At 73.1% G+C, this 14,851-nt stretch carries 15 protein-coding genes; 8 read left to right on the top strand and 7 right to left on the bottom strand.

Annotation, left to right across the window (positions count from 1 at the left end):
• Nucleotides 1-77 precede the first annotated feature (77 nt).
• The 4 genes from cydD to ACFO4E_RS00355 all read right to left on the bottom strand — a co-directional run bounded on the left by cydD (nucleotide 78) and on the right by ACFO4E_RS00355 (nucleotide 5,547).
• A complete protein-coding gene (gene cydD / locus ACFO4E_RS00370) occupies nucleotides 78-1,979 on the bottom strand; it encodes a thiol reductant ABC exporter subunit CydD (protein ID WP_378570338.1) in 1,902 nt (633 codons plus the stop codon).
• A 36-nt stretch (nucleotides 1,980-2,015) separates the two neighbouring features.
• A complete protein-coding gene (gene cydB / locus ACFO4E_RS00365; RefSeq protein ID WP_378570336.1) occupies nucleotides 2,016-3,080 on the bottom strand; it encodes a cytochrome d ubiquinol oxidase subunit II in 1,065 nt (354 codons plus the stop codon).
• An 11-nt stretch (nucleotides 3,081-3,091) separates the two neighbouring features.
• Nucleotides 3,092-4,615 (bottom strand): cytochrome ubiquinol oxidase subunit I, encoded by a 1,524-nt coding sequence (locus ACFO4E_RS00360; protein ID WP_378570335.1) that lies wholly within the window; start codon nucleotides 4,613-4,615, stop codon nucleotides 3,092-3,094.
• Nucleotides 4,616-4,914: 299 nt separating this feature from the next.
• Complete coding sequence (locus tag ACFO4E_RS00355) at nucleotides 4,915-5,547, bottom strand: DUF305 domain-containing protein (RefSeq protein WP_378570333.1); 633 nt, start codon at nucleotides 5,545-5,547, stop codon at nucleotides 4,915-4,917.
• 132 nt (nucleotides 5,548-5,679) lie between these two features.
• Between ACFO4E_RS00355 and ACFO4E_RS00350 the strand changes: the two genes are divergently transcribed.
• Nucleotides 5,680-6,348 (top strand): DUF3105 domain-containing protein, encoded by a 669-nt coding sequence (locus tag ACFO4E_RS00350; protein WP_378570331.1) that lies wholly within the window; start codon nucleotides 5,680-5,682, stop codon nucleotides 6,346-6,348.
• A 96-nt stretch (nucleotides 6,349-6,444) separates the two neighbouring features.
• Here ACFO4E_RS00350 and ACFO4E_RS00345 read toward each other — a convergent pair whose 3' ends face one another.
• Nucleotides 6,445-6,903 (bottom strand): DUF3515 domain-containing protein, encoded by a 459-nt coding sequence (locus ACFO4E_RS00345; RefSeq protein ID WP_378570329.1) that lies wholly within the window; start codon nucleotides 6,901-6,903, stop codon nucleotides 6,445-6,447.
• Between the two features lie 21 nt (nucleotides 6,904-6,924).
• Nucleotides 6,925-7,158, bottom strand: coding sequence for an Lrp/AsnC family transcriptional regulator (locus tag ACFO4E_RS00340; RefSeq protein ID WP_378570327.1), 234 nt, complete (start codon nucleotides 7,156-7,158; stop codon nucleotides 6,925-6,927).
• A 94-nt stretch (nucleotides 7,159-7,252) separates the two neighbouring features.
• Here ACFO4E_RS00340 and ACFO4E_RS00335 point away from each other — a divergent pair, with 94 nt between their 5' ends.
• Both ACFO4E_RS00335 and ACFO4E_RS00330 read left to right on the top strand, forming a co-directional pair.
• Nucleotides 7,253-8,296, top strand: a complete 1,044-nt coding sequence (locus tag ACFO4E_RS00335; RefSeq protein ID WP_378570325.1) for a thiamine-phosphate kinase — start codon at nucleotides 7,253-7,255, stop codon at nucleotides 8,294-8,296.
• Between the two features lie 402 nt (nucleotides 8,297-8,698).
• Entirely contained in the window at nucleotides 8,699-9,259 is a 561-nt protein-coding gene (locus tag ACFO4E_RS00330) for a cellulose binding domain-containing protein (protein WP_378570323.1), read from the top strand.
• Between the two features lie 110 nt (nucleotides 9,260-9,369).
• On the opposite strand, the gene rpmB is transcribed toward ACFO4E_RS00330, so the two are convergent.
• A complete protein-coding gene (rpmB, locus tag ACFO4E_RS00325) occupies nucleotides 9,370-9,555 on the bottom strand; it encodes a 50S ribosomal protein L28 (RefSeq protein ID WP_378538063.1) in 186 nt (61 codons plus the stop codon).
• Nucleotides 9,556-9,984: 429 nt separating this feature from the next.
• Here rpmB and recG point away from each other — a divergent pair, with 429 nt between their 5' ends.
• The 5 genes from recG to rpmF all read left to right on the top strand — a co-directional run bounded on the left by recG (nucleotide 9,985) and on the right by rpmF (nucleotide 14,522).
• Nucleotides 9,985-12,177 (top strand): ATP-dependent DNA helicase RecG, encoded by a 2,193-nt coding sequence (recG, locus tag ACFO4E_RS00320; protein ID WP_378570321.1) that lies wholly within the window; start codon nucleotides 9,985-9,987, stop codon nucleotides 12,175-12,177.
• A gap of 89 nt (nucleotides 12,178-12,266) precedes the next feature.
• A complete protein-coding gene (gene rsmD, locus ACFO4E_RS00315) occupies nucleotides 12,267-12,854 on the top strand; it encodes a 16S rRNA (guanine(966)-N(2))-methyltransferase RsmD (RefSeq protein ID WP_378570319.1) in 588 nt (195 codons plus the stop codon).
• A gap of 64 nt (nucleotides 12,855-12,918) precedes the next feature.
• Nucleotides 12,919-13,425 carry a pantetheine-phosphate adenylyltransferase gene (gene coaD / locus ACFO4E_RS00310; protein WP_378570317.1) on the top strand — a complete coding sequence of 169 codons (507 nt, stop codon included), beginning with the start codon at nucleotides 12,919-12,921 and terminating at the stop codon, nucleotides 13,423-13,425.
• A gap of 231 nt (nucleotides 13,426-13,656) precedes the next feature.
• Entirely contained in the window at nucleotides 13,657-14,202 is a 546-nt protein-coding gene (locus tag ACFO4E_RS00305) for a YceD family protein (protein ID WP_378570906.1), read from the top strand.
• A 140-nt stretch (nucleotides 14,203-14,342) separates the two neighbouring features.
• Nucleotides 14,343-14,522, top strand: a complete 180-nt coding sequence (rpmF, locus tag ACFO4E_RS00300) for a 50S ribosomal protein L32 (RefSeq protein WP_378570315.1) — start codon at nucleotides 14,343-14,345, stop codon at nucleotides 14,520-14,522.
• Nucleotides 14,523-14,851 lie beyond the last annotated feature (329 nt).

Genomic DNA, 14,851 nt, shown 5'->3' with positions numbered 1-14,851 from the left:
GTCGTGACCGCACTCTCCGCGCGCCTGCGCGGCTCGTCCCGTCGAGCCACGCGCGTCCCGCCCGTTCGCTTCCCGGGTCATGCGGCCGCCTCCGTCGCGACGCGGCCCGCGTCGATGCGGACGGTGCGGTCGGCCGCCGCGGTCCAGCCGGTGTCATGGGCGACGATGATCCCGGTCCGGCCGCGCAGCAGGCGGATGACCGCCTCCCGCACCGCGGCGGCGTTGTCGGGGTCGAGGTGGGCGGTGGGTTCGTCCAGCAGCACGATGGGGGCGTCGCGGAGGAACGCCCGTGCCAGGGCGATGCGCTGGCGCTGGCCGGCCGACAGCCGCGCGCCCCGTTCGCCCAGCCGGGTGTCGTAGCCGTCGGGCAGGTCCCCGATGAAGCCGCCGGCCTCCGCGAGAACGGCGGCGCGCCGGATGTCCTCGCGCGTCGCGTCGGGGGCCCCGAGCGCGATGTTGCCCGCGACCGTGTCGTCGAACAGGTAGGGGTGCTGCGGGACCCACGCGATGCGCGACCGCCAGTGCGCGGCCGGGATGCGGTCCAGCGGAGTCCCGCCCGCACCCGGCCCGGGCCCGTCGGCGGTGTCCCCGGCGGCCCGCGCCGCGTCTTCGGGGCCGTCCACCAGGATCCGGCCGGCGGTCGGCTCGGTGAACCGCAGCAGCAGCGACAGCAGGCTGCTCTTGCCCGACCCGCTGGGCCCGGCGAGCAGGAGCGTGTCGCCGGGGACGACGTCGAGGGAGACGTCGCGGAGCGCCGGGGCGTCGCGACCGGGGTAGGTCAGCCCCACACCCTCGAACCGGATCCGGACGGCTCCGTCCGGCGGCTCCGCCGACGGCGCGCCCGCATGGCCCCCGCTCCCGGACACCGCCCGTTCGCCGGTACTCGCGCCGCCGGCGGGGGCACCGCTCTCGGACGCCGCGCCCTCCCCGGCGCCGCCGCCGCGGCGGCGCTCCAGGACCGCGAACACCTGCTCCGCCGCCGCGACCCCCTCCATGCTCGCGTGGAAGCGCGCGCCCACTTCGCGCAGCGGCAGGTAGGCCTCGGGCGCGAGGATGAGCACCAGCAGCGCGGTCTCGAAGTCCAGCACGCCGTACATCAGCCGGATCCCGATCTCCACCGCGACCAGCGCCACCGCGAGGGTCGACAGCAGCTCCAGCACCAGCGCCGACAGGAACGCAACCCGCAGGGTGCCCATGGTCGTGCGGCGGTGCTCGTCGGTGATGCGCCGGATGATGGCGGCCTGGGCCGTGGCTCGGCGGAAGATCGCCAGCGTGGGCAGCCCTTCGACGACGTCCAGGAAATGCCCGCCGAGGCGGCTGAGCAGCCGCCACTGCCGCTGGGTGCGGGCCTGGGTGTGCCAGCCGACCAGGGCCATGAACACCGGGATGAGCGGCAGGGTCACCGCGATGACCGCCGCCGAGATCCAGTCGGCTCCGGCGACCACCACGAGAACGGCGAGGGGAACGAGCACCGCGAGCACCAGCTGCGGGAGATACCGGGCGAAGTAGTCATCCAGCGCGTCGAGGCCACGTGTGGCGAGCGTGACCAGCTCACCGGCGCGCGCGGTGCCCGTTCCCTCTTCGGCCCCGGACGGCCCTGACAACCACACCGGGTCCGGCCCCGGACGCCCGTGGGCATCCGGGGGGTCATCGTGCCTCGTCGTGAGGCGGGAGCCCGTCACGTGTGCGACGAGCGAGCGGCGGAGCTGGGACTTCGCCCGCGCCGCGGATCGGAGGGCCGAGGTCTCGGCCGCGTAGGACAGCAGCGCCCGGGCGACCGCGACCGCGGCGACGGCGCCGATCGCCCAGGACAGCTCGGCGGTGCCCATGCCGCCGGTGGCGCCGGCGATGGCGTGCGCGAGCAGCCACGCCTGGGCCAGCACCAGTCCGGTGACGGCGACGCCGGCGGCCACCGTGACGGCCAGGTGCACGCGCACGGCCCGCGCGCTGCGCACCAGCCGGGGATCGAGGGGTTTCATGGCAGCCGTCCGTTCCTTGCGTGTCCGTGCCCGTTCTCAGCCGGATCCGGGCGACGCGGGGGCATCGCCGCCCCCTGCCGCCGCGCTGCCGCCACCATAGGCGGGCGCCGGCTCGATGTGCTCGCGGGTCACGCGCCGGCGGAACACCCAGTAGCTCCATGCCTGGTAGCCCACCACCACCGGCAGGAACACCAGCGCGACCCAGCTGATCACCGTGAGGGTGTAGGGCGCCGAGGCGGCGTTGGCGACGGTCAGGCTGTGCGCCGGGTCCGTCGAGGAGGGCAGTACATCGGGGTAGAGCGATCCGAACAGGGTGACCGTCAGCGTGCCGATCGCCACCGCCGTGGCGGTGAACGACCAGCCCTCGCGGCCGCGCGCCGCCAGCACCACCCCGAGGACGAGCGCCCCCGCCGCCGCGACGGCGACCGGCAGCGTCCACGCGGTCCCGTGGGCCGCCTGGGTCCAGGCGAGGAAGGCGGTGCCCGCCGGGATCGCGACGGCGCCGGCGCGCATCGCCTGCTCACGGGAGCGCCGCCGCACGTCGCCGTCGGTCTTGAGGGTGAGGAACACCGCGCCGTGCAGCGTGAACAGCGACAGCGTGGTGAGCCCGCCCAGCAGGGCGTAGGGCCCGAAGAGGTCGAGGAGGCCGGCGTCGACCACATGGTCGGCGCCCATGTCGACGCCGCGCACGATGTTGGCGAAGATCACGCCCCACAGCACCGTCGGGACCGCGCTGCCGAAGACGATCGCCCGGTCCCACCACGCGCGCCACCGGTCGGTGTCGCCCTTGCCGCGGTATTCGAAGGCGACCCCGCGCACGATGAGCGCGAGGAGGATGAGCAGGACCGGCAGGTAGAAGCCGCTGAGCAGGGACGCGTACCAGGCGGGGAACGCGGCGAAGGTGGCGCCGATCGCGGTGATCAGCCAGACCTCGTTGCCGTCCCAGACCGGCCCGATCGAGTTGATCATGACGCGGCGGTCGGTGTCGTCGCGGCCGACGGCGGGCAGCAGCGTCCCGACGCCGAAGTCGAACCCCTCCAGGACGAAGTAGCCGATCCACAGCACCGCGATGGCGATGAACCAGATGAGTGGGAGATCCATGGTGGGCGCTCCTAGTAGACGAAGGCCGGGACGGGGGCGTCGTCGTCGCTGCCGTCGCCGTCGTCGTTCTCGGGCATGACGTGGGCGGGCCCCGCCTTGACGTAGCGCCACAGCAGCCCGGCTTCGACGACGGCGAGCACCCCGTAGACCGCGGTGAAGGCCGCGAGGGAGATCGCCACCTCCGCGAGGCTCACCCCGGGCGAGACGCTGGCGGCGGTGAGCAGCTCCCCGTGGACGGTCCAGGGCTGGCGGCCCATCTCGGTGAGGAGCCAGCCCGCGATGTTGGCGGCCAGCGCCGCGGGGAGGGCGGCGATCGCGGCGTAGTAGAACCAGCGCGTGCGGGGCAGCCGCCGGCCCCGGGTCAGCCACAGCCCCAGCGCGGAGACCGCGACGCCGAACAGCCCGAAGCCGATCATCAGCCGGAACGACCAGTAGAGGACGAAGACGTTGGGGATGTAGTCGCCGGGGCCGTACTCCTCGGCGTACCGCGCCTGGAGGTCGTTCATGCCCTCCACGGTGCCGTCGATCCGCCCGGTCGCCAGGAAGCTCAGCACGTGCGGGATGGTGAGGTCGACGACGTTGAGCCGCTCCTCGGTGTCGCCGACCGCGAAGGTGGAGAACGCGGCGCCCTCCTCGGTCTCCCAGAGCGCCTCGGCCGCGGCGAGCTTCATCGGCTCATAGGCGGCGGCGAGCTTCGCCTGGTGGTCGCCGGAGTACACGACGACGAGGCCGGCGATGAGGGTGACGAGCATGCCGACGCGCAGTGTCCTGCGGAACAGCTCGTTGTCGCCGGTCAGCTCGGGCGCCGGGGCCGCCGCCGTCGCGGTCGCGGTCGCCGTCGCGACACCGCCGCACGCTGGGGCGGGTGCGCCCGCGCTGCCTTCGGCCGCGGCGGCGCGCTCGGCGCGCCCGCTCCACAGCTTGTAGGCGCTGACGGCCGCGACGAACATGCCCGCGGTGATGAAGGCGGCGGAGACGACGTGCAGGTAGGTCGACCACGCCTGGTTGTTGGACAGGACCGCCCAGATGCTGGTCAGCTGGGCGCGGCCGGTCTCCTCGTTCACCTCGAAGCCCACCGGGTGGCGCATCCAGGCGTTGGCGGCCAGGATGAAGTAGGCGGACAGGTTGGTGCCGATGGCGGCCGCCCAGATGCAGGCGAGGTGGATCCCGCGGGGCAGCTTGTCCCAGCCGAAGATCCACAGCCCGATGAACGTGGACTCCAGGAAGAAGGCGACCAGCGCCTCCATCGCCAGCGGGGCCCCGAACACGTCGCCGACGAAGCGCGAGTACTCGCTCCACGCCATGCCGAACTGGAACTCCTGCACGATGCCGGTGACCACGCCCATGGCGAAATTGATCAGGAACAGCTTGCCGAAGAACTTGGTGCCCCGGAGGTAGGCGCGGGAGCCGGTGCGGTACCAGGCGGTCTGGAGCGACGCGACGATCACCGACAGGCCGATCGTCAGCGGCACGAACAGGAAGTGGTAGACGGTGGTGATCCCGAATTGCCACCGTGCGAGATCGAGAACGTCCATGCGTGCCTCTCCGCGAACCTGGTGTCTTCGTCGACGACCCGTAGTACTACGAAGTGTAGTTCTACGGCATGTAGTACGTCGCCTCGGGGAGGGGGAGGGACACATCACGTCGGGGGAGCACGGGCGGCCGATCGCCGCCGGGCGGGCCGGCGGCCGAGCGGATCGGGCGCCTCGCCGGCCCCGCGTACCTGGAACGACGCCGGCCGGAACGGGGACGGGTGCGGTGAACGGAGCGGCCGCGCCCCCGCTGGGCGGGGGCGCGGACGGGGGTCGCGTGACGCATCACACGGGTGCCGGGGTCAGACGGGCTCGGCGCCGCGGTCCTCCAGCAGGTCGTTCATGAGGTCGATCTCGGTCTGCTGGGCCTCGGCCATTCCCGCGGCGAAGCCGCCGACCATCTCGTCGCCGCCGAGCCGCACCTCGGCCTCGGCCATCTCGATGCCGCCGCGGTGGTGGTCGATCATCGTCTCCAGGAACAGGACCTCGGCGTCGGTGCCCTCGGCGTCCTCCAGTTCCGCCATCCGCTCCGCGGAGGCGTAGCCGGGCATCGTGTCGGGGGCCTCGCCGCCATGGCCGTCGTGCCCGGCCATCCACGCCATCGGCGGCTGGGAGGAACGGGCGGGCAGGTCCCACTGCACCAGCCAGCCCTGCATCCGGCCGATCTGCTCCTGCTGGGTGCGGGCGATGTCCTGGGCGATGGCCCGCAGGGTGGGGTCGTCGGTCTTGTCGCGGATCACGAAGGACATGTCGACGGCCTGCGCGTGGTGCACGCTCATGTCGCGCAGGAAGCCGGCGTCGGCCGATGTATCGATCGGGTAACCGGGCCGCCCCGCGATGTAGCCGCACGCCAGGGCGACGACCACCAGGGCGATCGCGATGTAGAGGGGGACCCGGCGGGTCCGCCGGGGCTGTTCGTCCGGTGCGTCTGTCATATGCTCTTCAACACTTATGGGAACCATCCTGGCCAATGGGGCGTTTGGGATGGCGCGCCCCTGAGTCGAGGTTAGTCGAGGTTCACCGGGTGTCCTCGTGTCCGTCCGCCCACCCCCGGGAGAGATAGCGCAGTGGCCAAGAACTCAGCCGCAGCCCAACGCCGCCGGCAGAAGGCCGAAGAGCGGCGGATCCAACGCATCCGCGAAGAGCGCCGGCGCAAGATCCTCAGGATCTCCGCCGTGGCCGGCACCGCGGTGGTGATCCTCGGACTCGTCGGATTCGGCGTCTACACCGAGATCGACCGCCGCAACATCGAGGGTCTGCGGACGTTCGACGACCTCACCAACGAGCACGTCGCCGAGCCGGTCGACTACGAGCAGACCCCGCCCGTGGGCGGCGACCACCACGCCATCTGGCAGAACTGCGGCACCTACGACGCCCCGGTGTCGACCATGAACGCCGTGCACTCCCTGGAGCACGGCGCGGTGTGGATCACCTACGACCCCGAGCTCCCGGCGGACCAGGTCGAGACCCTCAACTCCCTCTACACCCAGGGGAGCTACATCCTGGTCAGCCCCTTCGAGGACGGCGACATGCCCGCGCCGATCGTGGCCAGCGGCTGGGGTTCGCAGGTCGGGGTGGACGCCCCCGACGACGACCGGCTCTCGAAGTTCCTGCGGACCTACGAGCGCAGCTCCTCGGTGCCCGAGCCCGGCGCCGCCTGCTCGGGCGGGCTCGACATGACCGCCGCCGAGCTCGAAGAGGCCGGCGGGATCGACGCCCTCGCCGGCGGGATGTGATCCACGCGTATCCACATCCCCAGATGAGCGGGAAACGGGTCTCCGGCATCCGCCGGGGCCCGTTCGGCGTTGCAGGGGAGCCGCGGCCCCGGTCCGCTAGAGCTCGCCGCCGGGCAGGGCAGGGACGCCGTCGGCGATCAGCGCGCTGACGGCCACCAGGGCCTCGGCAGGGGGGCCATAGGACGGCGGCACGGTCATCTCCACGTACGCCTCCCGCCCCACGGCCGTGTACAGGGTCGGGCGGTCGGGCGGCTGCGGCAGCCACGCGATGTCGTCCACGACCATCAGCTCGGAGTCGGGCAGCAGGCCCGCCGGGCGTTCCACGCCGCACCGCAGCGCGATCGGCGGATCGCCCCAGGCGGCGGTGTAGGGCGATTCCGGCTCGACCGTCGCCCGTGCCTCGCCGAAGAGCTCGTCGGGCGCGCCCTCGACGAGCGCGCGGCACTGCTCGGCGGCGGCTCCCTGCGGATCGGGCACGGGAACCTCCACGGTGCCGGAGCACCCCGACACCAGCGCCAGCCCCGCCACCGTCGCGCCCACCGCCACACGTCGCATCTCGAAGACCGGCCTCCGCGCTCAGATGTTGACGATCGGACAGGTGAGGGTGCGCGCGATGCCTTCGCGGCGCTGGATCTCGGCGATCACCAGCCGCCCGAGAGCGTCGATGTCCTCGGCCTCGGCCCGCACGATGACATCGTAGGGCCCGGTGACGTCCTCGGCCCGGGTGACTCCCTCGATCGCCGCGATGTCGAGCGCGACATCCTTGGCCATGCCGACCTCCGTCTGGATCAAGACATATGCCTGCACCATGAGACCTCCTGAAGAACGCTCGTCGGCGATCGCGCGTCCCGATCGGTTCGGGCGCGGGTCCGGACCACTCCGCCAAGGGCGTCACCGTACCCTGATGGCTGTGTGCACCACCATCGGGGACCTAGGTGAATTCGGCGTGATCGCGCGTGTGACCGCCAGATTCCCCGGTTCCGACGACGTAATCCTCGGTCCGGGCGATGACGCCGCCCTCGTCGCCGCACCCGACCGGAGGGTCGTCGCGACGACGGACATGCTGGTCGAAGGGCGGCACTTCCGCCGCGACTGGTCGTCACCGTGCGACATCGGCCACAAGGCGGTGGCGCAGAACATCGCCGACCTCGCGGCCATGGGGGCACGCCCCACCGGGCTGCTCATCGGCCTGGCCGCCCCCGCCGACCTGCCCGCCGCCTGGGCCGACGCGTTCGCCGAAGGTGTGGGGGCCGAATGCGCCGCGGCCGGCTGCGCCGTGGCGGGCGGCGATACCGTGCGCTCGGACCTGCTGACCATCTCCGTGACCGCGCTGGGCGACCTCGGCGGGCGCGCGGCCGTGCGGCGCGACGGGGCGCGGCCCGGCGACACGGTCGCGGTCTGCGGCCCGCTGGGGCTGTCGGCGGCCGGCTACGCGCTGCTCGCCGCGGGGATCGCGCCCGGCCACACCCCCGAAGCCCCCGGCGCGCCCGCTCCGCGCGACGACGCCCGGCAGCCGGACTGGGCCCTGTGCCTGCGCGAGCACCGCCGGCCCGGACCGCCCTACGACGAGGGCCCGCGCGCCGCCCGGCTCGGCGCCACCGCCATGCTCGACGTCAGCGACGGCCTGCTCCAGGACCTCGGGCACATCGCACACGCGAGCGGGGTCGCGATCGACGTCGAGACCCGGCTGCTGCGCCCCCACCCGGCCCTGTCCGCCGCGGTGCGCGCCCTGGACGAGGCCGGGGCGCGGCCCCGCGGGCCCGTCGACCTCATGCTCGCCGGTGGCGAGGACCACGCGCTGGCGGCGACCTTCCCGCCGGACACGGAGCCGCCCGGCACATGGGTGCGGATCGGCAGGGTCGCGGCGGGCACCGGGGTCACCGTGGACGGGCGCCGCTCCCAGGCGGGCGGGTGGGACCATTTCGGCGCATCGGGCGGGGCGCGATGAACCCGCGCGGACGTCGCCACGTGTTGTGGAAGTGTTCCCCGAACACCATGTCACACCGTCGGAACGCGGGGTTATGATGTCGGATTCGAAGGCTGGATAACGTTAAGCTCTGGCTGCGTCTTTGTCTGTCAGCACCGGATCGGGGTCACCGTGCGCCCACGTGGAACGGATCGCCGGCCTGGGGAGGGTACCCCGGGCGACCCGGAGTACACCTCCGATCGGACGCGTTCGGCAGTACGCCCCCCACCGCCCGGCAAGCCCTGGAAACCGGCGGGCGGCCACCGTGCGAAGGGCACGCGCCGGCGCACGGCCCAGCCCGCGCACGCCGCCGACCCGCGGCGCGAAACCGAGCGACGCGGTGCCCACCGCTCCGAGCCCGAGCACACGGGTCCGCTCTCCACCATGGGGCACGTCCTGGAGAGCACCGTCCCCAAGCGCGTGCAGCCGCCCCGGTTCCTCACCGTCATGGTGGTCTCGGGCGTCACCCTGGCACTGACCCTCTTCGGCTACAGCACCACGCAGATCTACCTGCGCTTCAGCGAGCCGCCCGACGCCCAGGGCGCTCTCCCCGATGCCGGCGCCACCGCCGCCCCCGACACCGCACCGGGCGTCGGCGGTCCCGACACCGCGCCCCCGGACTCCGGCGGCTCGACCAGCGTGAGCGCGGTCTCCTACCAGACGGTCGAGACCTCCAGCGACAGCTTCACCGGCCAGGTCACGGTCACCAACACGGGCGGCTCCGCCCTCGACGGCTGGGAACTCTCCCTCGGGTTCTCCGACGCCACCGTCACCGACGCCTGGGACGTCGAGTGGGAGCGCACGGGCTCCGGCATCGTCGCCCGCCAGCCCGACTGGGCCGACCCCTTGGAGCCCGGCGACTCCGTGACCGTCAGCTTCACCGCCGAGGGCGAGGCGCAGCGGCCGGACTCCTGCTCGCTGAACGACGCCCCCTGCGACCTCTGACCCCCGGCCGCGCACCCGGTGCCGAACCCCCGGCCAACGCCGAAGAGCGCCGCGGACCGAAGGCCGCGGCGCTCTTCGCCGAAATCATGAACCGGAGGGAACCGCAGGTGTCAGCGGTCGACCTTGCCGGCCTTGATGCAGGAGGTGCACACCTGGAGGCGCTTGGGCGTACCGCCCACGCGGGTGCGCACGGTCTGGATGTTGGGGTTCCAGCGGCGGCGGGTGCGGCGGTGCGAGTGGGAAACACTGTTACCGAACCCTGGTCCCTTGCCGCAGACGTCGCAGGTGGAAGCCACGGTAACTCCATTCAAGCGCTCGGGTCCGCATGCTGGCGCACACGTGGTGATTGACCCGGAAGAGGTCTGATGAGCAGGCCGGCGCGGCGCGCCAACCGTGGAAGCGTACACGACGACCAAGCCCGACCCCCAAAACGGGACGGGCGCGATGCCGGCGCCGTTCACGCGATCGCGAAGGGCCTACCGACCCCCGCTGCGGGGAGGACGGCCATGGGCCGAACCCCGCGAACACGAACTCCACCGAGTATAACCCGGGTGCGGTGCGGGACGGTCGCCGCGTGATCGGGGCCCGGGCGAGCGTGACCCGGTCACGCGCAACGGCGAGCCGACGAGCGTGGCCGGAGAGCGCGGAACGCGCGCCGAGGGGTACAGACGTTCTACCGTGACGGGGGAGGACCACGCGATGCCGGGCACGACGAGGAGGAGCCGGTGATCGACTTCGACGAGCCGCTACGCAAATCGGTGGGTGCGGCCGCCGCGACCAAGCTCGCCGCCGAGCTCGACCTGCACACAGCGGGCGACCTGCTCCGCCACTATCCCCGCCGCTACGCCACCCGGGGGGAGAAGAGCGACCTCGCCTTCCTCGTCGAAGGGGAGTTGGCCACCGTCGTCGCCGAGGTCGTGGAGAGCAAGCTGCGCACCCTCCCTCCGCGCAACGGCCGCAAGCGCGCGATGCTGAACGTCGTCATCAGCGACGGAACCGGCCTGCTCACCCTCGCGTTCTTCGCCAAGGCCGAGTACCACAAGCGGACCCTGGCACCGGGGTGCCGCGCCCTGTTCTCCGGGAAGGTCACCTCCTTCAAGGACAAGAAGCAGCTCTCCCAGCCCACCTACCAGGTCCTGCCCGACGACGCGCACGCCGACGAGCGCGCCCGCGAGTTCGCCGAGCGCCCCATCCCGATCTACCCCGCCACCGCCAACCTGTCGTCCTTCAAGGTCGCGGACTGCGTGAAGATCCTGCTCGACACGATGGGCGAGCTCGCCGACCCCCTCCCGGCCGACCTCCGGGCCCGCCACCGGCTCCAGGGGTTCACCGCCGCCCTCAACGGCATCCACCGCCCCACCGGGTCCAACGACATCGGCCGCGCCCGCAAGCGCCTCAAATGGGACGAGGCGTTCGTGCTCCAGGTCGCGCTGGCCCGGCGGCGCCGCGCGGCCGAATCCCTGCCGGCGCGCCCCCGGCCCCGCAGCGAGGGCGGCCTGCTCGACGCCTTCGACGCCGCCCTCCCGTTCACCCTCACCGCGGGCCAGTCCGAGGTCGGCGAGGTGATCTCCGCAGGGCTCGACACCTCCACCCCGATGCACCGGCTGCTCCAAGGCGACGTCGGCGCGGGCAAGACCATCGTCGCGCTGCGCGCGATGCTCCAGGTCGTCGACGCCGGCGGGCAGGCCGTACTGCTCGCCCCCACCGAAGTCCTCGCCCAGCAGCACCACCGCTCCATCACCGCGATGCTCGGCCCGCTGGCCAGGGCCGGCCAGATCGACGGGGCCGAACAGGCCACCCGCGTCGCCCTGCTCACCGGATCGCAGGGGGCGGGCGCCCGCCGCGAAGCGCTGCTCGACGCGGCCTCCGGCGCCGCCGGGATCGTCATCGGCACCCACGCCCTCCTCCAAGAGCACGTCTCCTTCGCCGACCTCGGCCTGGTGGTGATCGACGAGCAGCACCGATTCGGCGTCGAGCAGCGCGACGCCCTGCGCGAGAAGTCGGCCGACGGCCGGCCGCACGTGCTCGTCATGACCGCCACCCCCATTCCGCGCACCGTGGCCATGACCGTCTACGGCGACCTCGACGTCGTCTCCCTCACCCAGGCGCCCGCCGGCCGCTCGCCGGTGGCCACGCACGTCGTGCCCGCCAGCGAGAAACCCCACTTCCTGCACCGGGCCTGGGAGCGCGTCCGCGAGGAGGTCGCGCGGGGACGCCAGGCCTACGTCGTCTGCCCCCGCATCGGCGGCGAGGCCGACGCCCCCGCACCCGAAGAGCCCGTCGAGCCGGGGGAGGAGGCGCGGCGGCCGCCGCACGCCGTGGCCGACGTCGCCGCCGGGCTCCTCGACGGCCCGCTCGCCGGGCTGCGCGTCGAGGAGCTGCACGGCCGGCTCTCCCCGGACGACAAGGACGCCGTCATGCGCCGCTTCGCCGCCGGGGAGACCGCCGTCCTGGTGGCGACCACCGTCATCGAGGTCGGCGTCGACGTCCCCAACGCCACCGTCATGGCGATCATGGACGCCGACCGCTTCGGCGTCTCCCAGCTGCACCAGCTGCGCGGCCGGGTGGGCCGGGGCGCCCATCCGGGGCTGTGCCTGCTGGTCACCGACGCCGGGGACGGCACCCCCGCGCGCGAGCGGCTGGCGGCCGTGGCCGCCACCACCGACGGATTCGAGCTGTCGCGCGTGGACCTGGAGCAGCGCCGCGAGGGCGACGTGCTCGGCGGCGCGCAGTCGGGGCGGCGCTCGTCGCTGCGGATCCTCACCCTGCTGCGTGACGAAGACCTCATCCGCGACGCCCGCGACGAAGCCGTCGCGCTGCTGGAGGCCGACCCGCTGCTCGAAGGGCACCCGCCGCTGACCGCCGCGCTCGACGCCCTGCTCAGCGAGGAGCGCGCCGACTACCTGGAGAAGACCTGACCGGGACACGGCCCGGTGCCGCGGCGGGACCTGGCCGCCCGGGGCGGACCTGGCCGTCCGGGTTCCGCTCCCCGCGCTAGCGTGGCCCCATGACCCGCATCATCGCCGGCGCCGCCGGAGGGCGGCGGATCGCCGTCCCCGGCGGTCGCACGACCCGCCCCACGAGCGACCGTGCGCGCGAGGCCCTGTTCGCCTCCGTCGTGTCCGACCTCGGCCCCCTTGACGGCCTGCGGGCGCTCGACCTCTACGCGGGTTCCGGCGCGATCGGCCTCGAAGCACTGTCGCGCGGTGCCGCCCACGCGCTGCTGGTGGAGTCCGACCGCCGCGCGCTGTCAGTGCTCCGCGCCAACGCCGCCTCCCTCGGCCTGCCCGGTGCCAGGATCGCCGGCGACCGCGTGCAGCGCGTGCTCGATGCCGGGCCGCGCGACGGCGACGGCGGCTACGACCTGGTGGTCGCCGACCCGCCCTACGCGGTGACCGAGGCCGAGGTCGGCGCGGTCCTGGCCGCCCTCCGCGATCACGGCTGGCTGGCCCCCGGCGCGCTGGTCGTGGTGGAGCGGGCCGCCCGGGGGCCCGGGCTGGAGTGGCCCGAGGGGTTCGCAGGGGACCGGGTCCGCCGTTACGGCGAAGCGGCCCTTTGGTACGGTCACGCCGCGAGTCCTTCCGGTCATTCGTGACCCTGCGGGCAGAATCGTGGTGGAGTGCCCGTCCGCGGAGGTCGCCAGAAAGGAGCGGTTCACCGTGCGTCGTGTCGTCTACCCCGGGTCCTTCGATCCGGTCACCAACGGTCACATCGACATCATCGGCCGTGCGGCACGCCAGTACGACGAGGTGATCGCCGCCGCTCTGAACAACGTCAACAAGCGCGGGCTGTTCCCCTTGTCGGAGAAGCTGGAGATGCTCCGCGAGTGCACCGCCGACCTCGGCAATGTGCGCGTGGCCGAGTTCGACGGCCTGCTCGTCGACTTCTGCCGTGAGAACGACATCGCCATGATCATCCGCAGCCTGCGGTCGGTCAGCGACTTCGACTACGAGTTGCAGATCGCGCAGATGAACTACCGGCTCTCCGGTGTCGAGACCATGTTCATGACGGCCAACCCCCAGTACTCCTTCCTCAGCTCCAGCCTGGTCAAAGAGGTCGCGCAGTACGGCGGGGACGTCAGCAGCCTGGTCACCCCCAACGTCGAGCAGCGGCTGCGCGACACCTACGGGGTCGGGCCGCGCCCCTCCGCGCCGGAGAACGGCTGAGCGGTCCAGGGCCGGGCGGGGCCACCGCCGGTGACCTGCCCCGGCCTCCTGATTTGGGCATGACCTGGCCCGATCGCTAGACTCTGAGGCGACCGTGCCATGCGCATGCCGCGCATGGCGCCCGCCGCGACACGCGGCGGCCCGCACATCCGCCCGCGTCCCGTTCCAGGGGCGGCGGACCCCACCGAAAGCGCGATCACCCTGTCTCGTCCAGATCTCCGCTCCCAGTTCGTGGTCGACACCCGGCCGCTGGGGCGCCAGCCCGGTTCGTCGCGGACCGTCTCCCGCGCCGTGTCCGCTCCCGGTTCGTTCGCGACCGGGATGTCCGGCGTGCCCGAGGGCGCGGAGATCGACCTTGATCTGCGCCTTGAGGCGGTCATGGAGGGCGTGCTCGTCACGGGCACGGCCACGGCGACCGCGACCGGCGAGTGCTCCCGCTGCCTCGACCCCGTCTCCGAGCCGGTCGAGGCCGGGTTCCAGGAGCTGTTCCGGTACCCGTCGGACGACGACCTCGGGCCGGCCGATCCGGTGGACCAGGACGATGAGGATGAGGACTACTATCTTGAGGGCGAGTCGATCGACCTCGAACAGGTGGTCCGCGACGCGGTCGTCCTCGCACTGCCGCTCTCGCCGCTCTGCCGGGACGACTGTCCGGGCCTGTGTGTCGAATGCGGTGTCAAACTCGCCGATGCCGAGCCCGGACACGGTCACGGCGACGGCGTCGACCCCCGGTGGGAGGCGCTGCGGCAGCTGGGCGAGGAGCCCGGCGACCGATGAGTTCGCACTCCGCGGACCAGCGCTCGCGCGAACCGGCCCCGGCCGTGTGCGAGCGTGGGGCACCACCCCGCCCCCGCGGAGACGACGCAAGTACGTTTCGCTCCCGCCGACCGCGCGGGTGACCCAGGAGGATTGAACAGATGGCCGTCCCGAAGCGGAAGATGTCGCGGAGCAACACCCGTACCCGCCGTTCCCAGTGGAAGGCGTCGCGTCCGGTGCTGACCACCTGCCCGCGCTGCCGCGACCCCAAGCTCCCCCACGTCGCCTGCCCCACCTGCGGCACCTACAACAACCGCCAGGTCATCACCCCGGCGTCCTGAGGACATCCGGCCGGTCCGCCCTCCCCGCCCACGGCGCGGGGCCGGCGCCCGGCACGGCCGCGGCACAGCGCCGTCGTCCGGACCGATGAACCCGCTCCGCCGCATGCGGCGGAGCATCGGGGATCGGCGGGCGGCGGCTTCCGGCGTCCCCGCACCGTTGCGCGCAGGGGCCCGTGCCGCCGGCCGGGGCCGCGGAGCCGGCGGTGGATCGGCGCACAACCGAACAATGCGGCCGGTTCGGGCATATCCCGAGGCCGTGGTGGACGCCGGGGAGCATGTCTCCGCGACGCTCACCTCGTCTTCGAGCGTCCCTGGCCGGTTTCTTGAGC

The organism is Nocardiopsis mangrovi, assembly GCF_042653925.1.
Classification (GTDB): domain Bacteria; phylum Actinomycetota; class Actinomycetes; order Streptosporangiales; family Streptosporangiaceae; genus Nocardiopsis_B; species Nocardiopsis_B mangrovi.
This window is presented reverse-complemented; position numbering and strand designations above follow the sequence as displayed.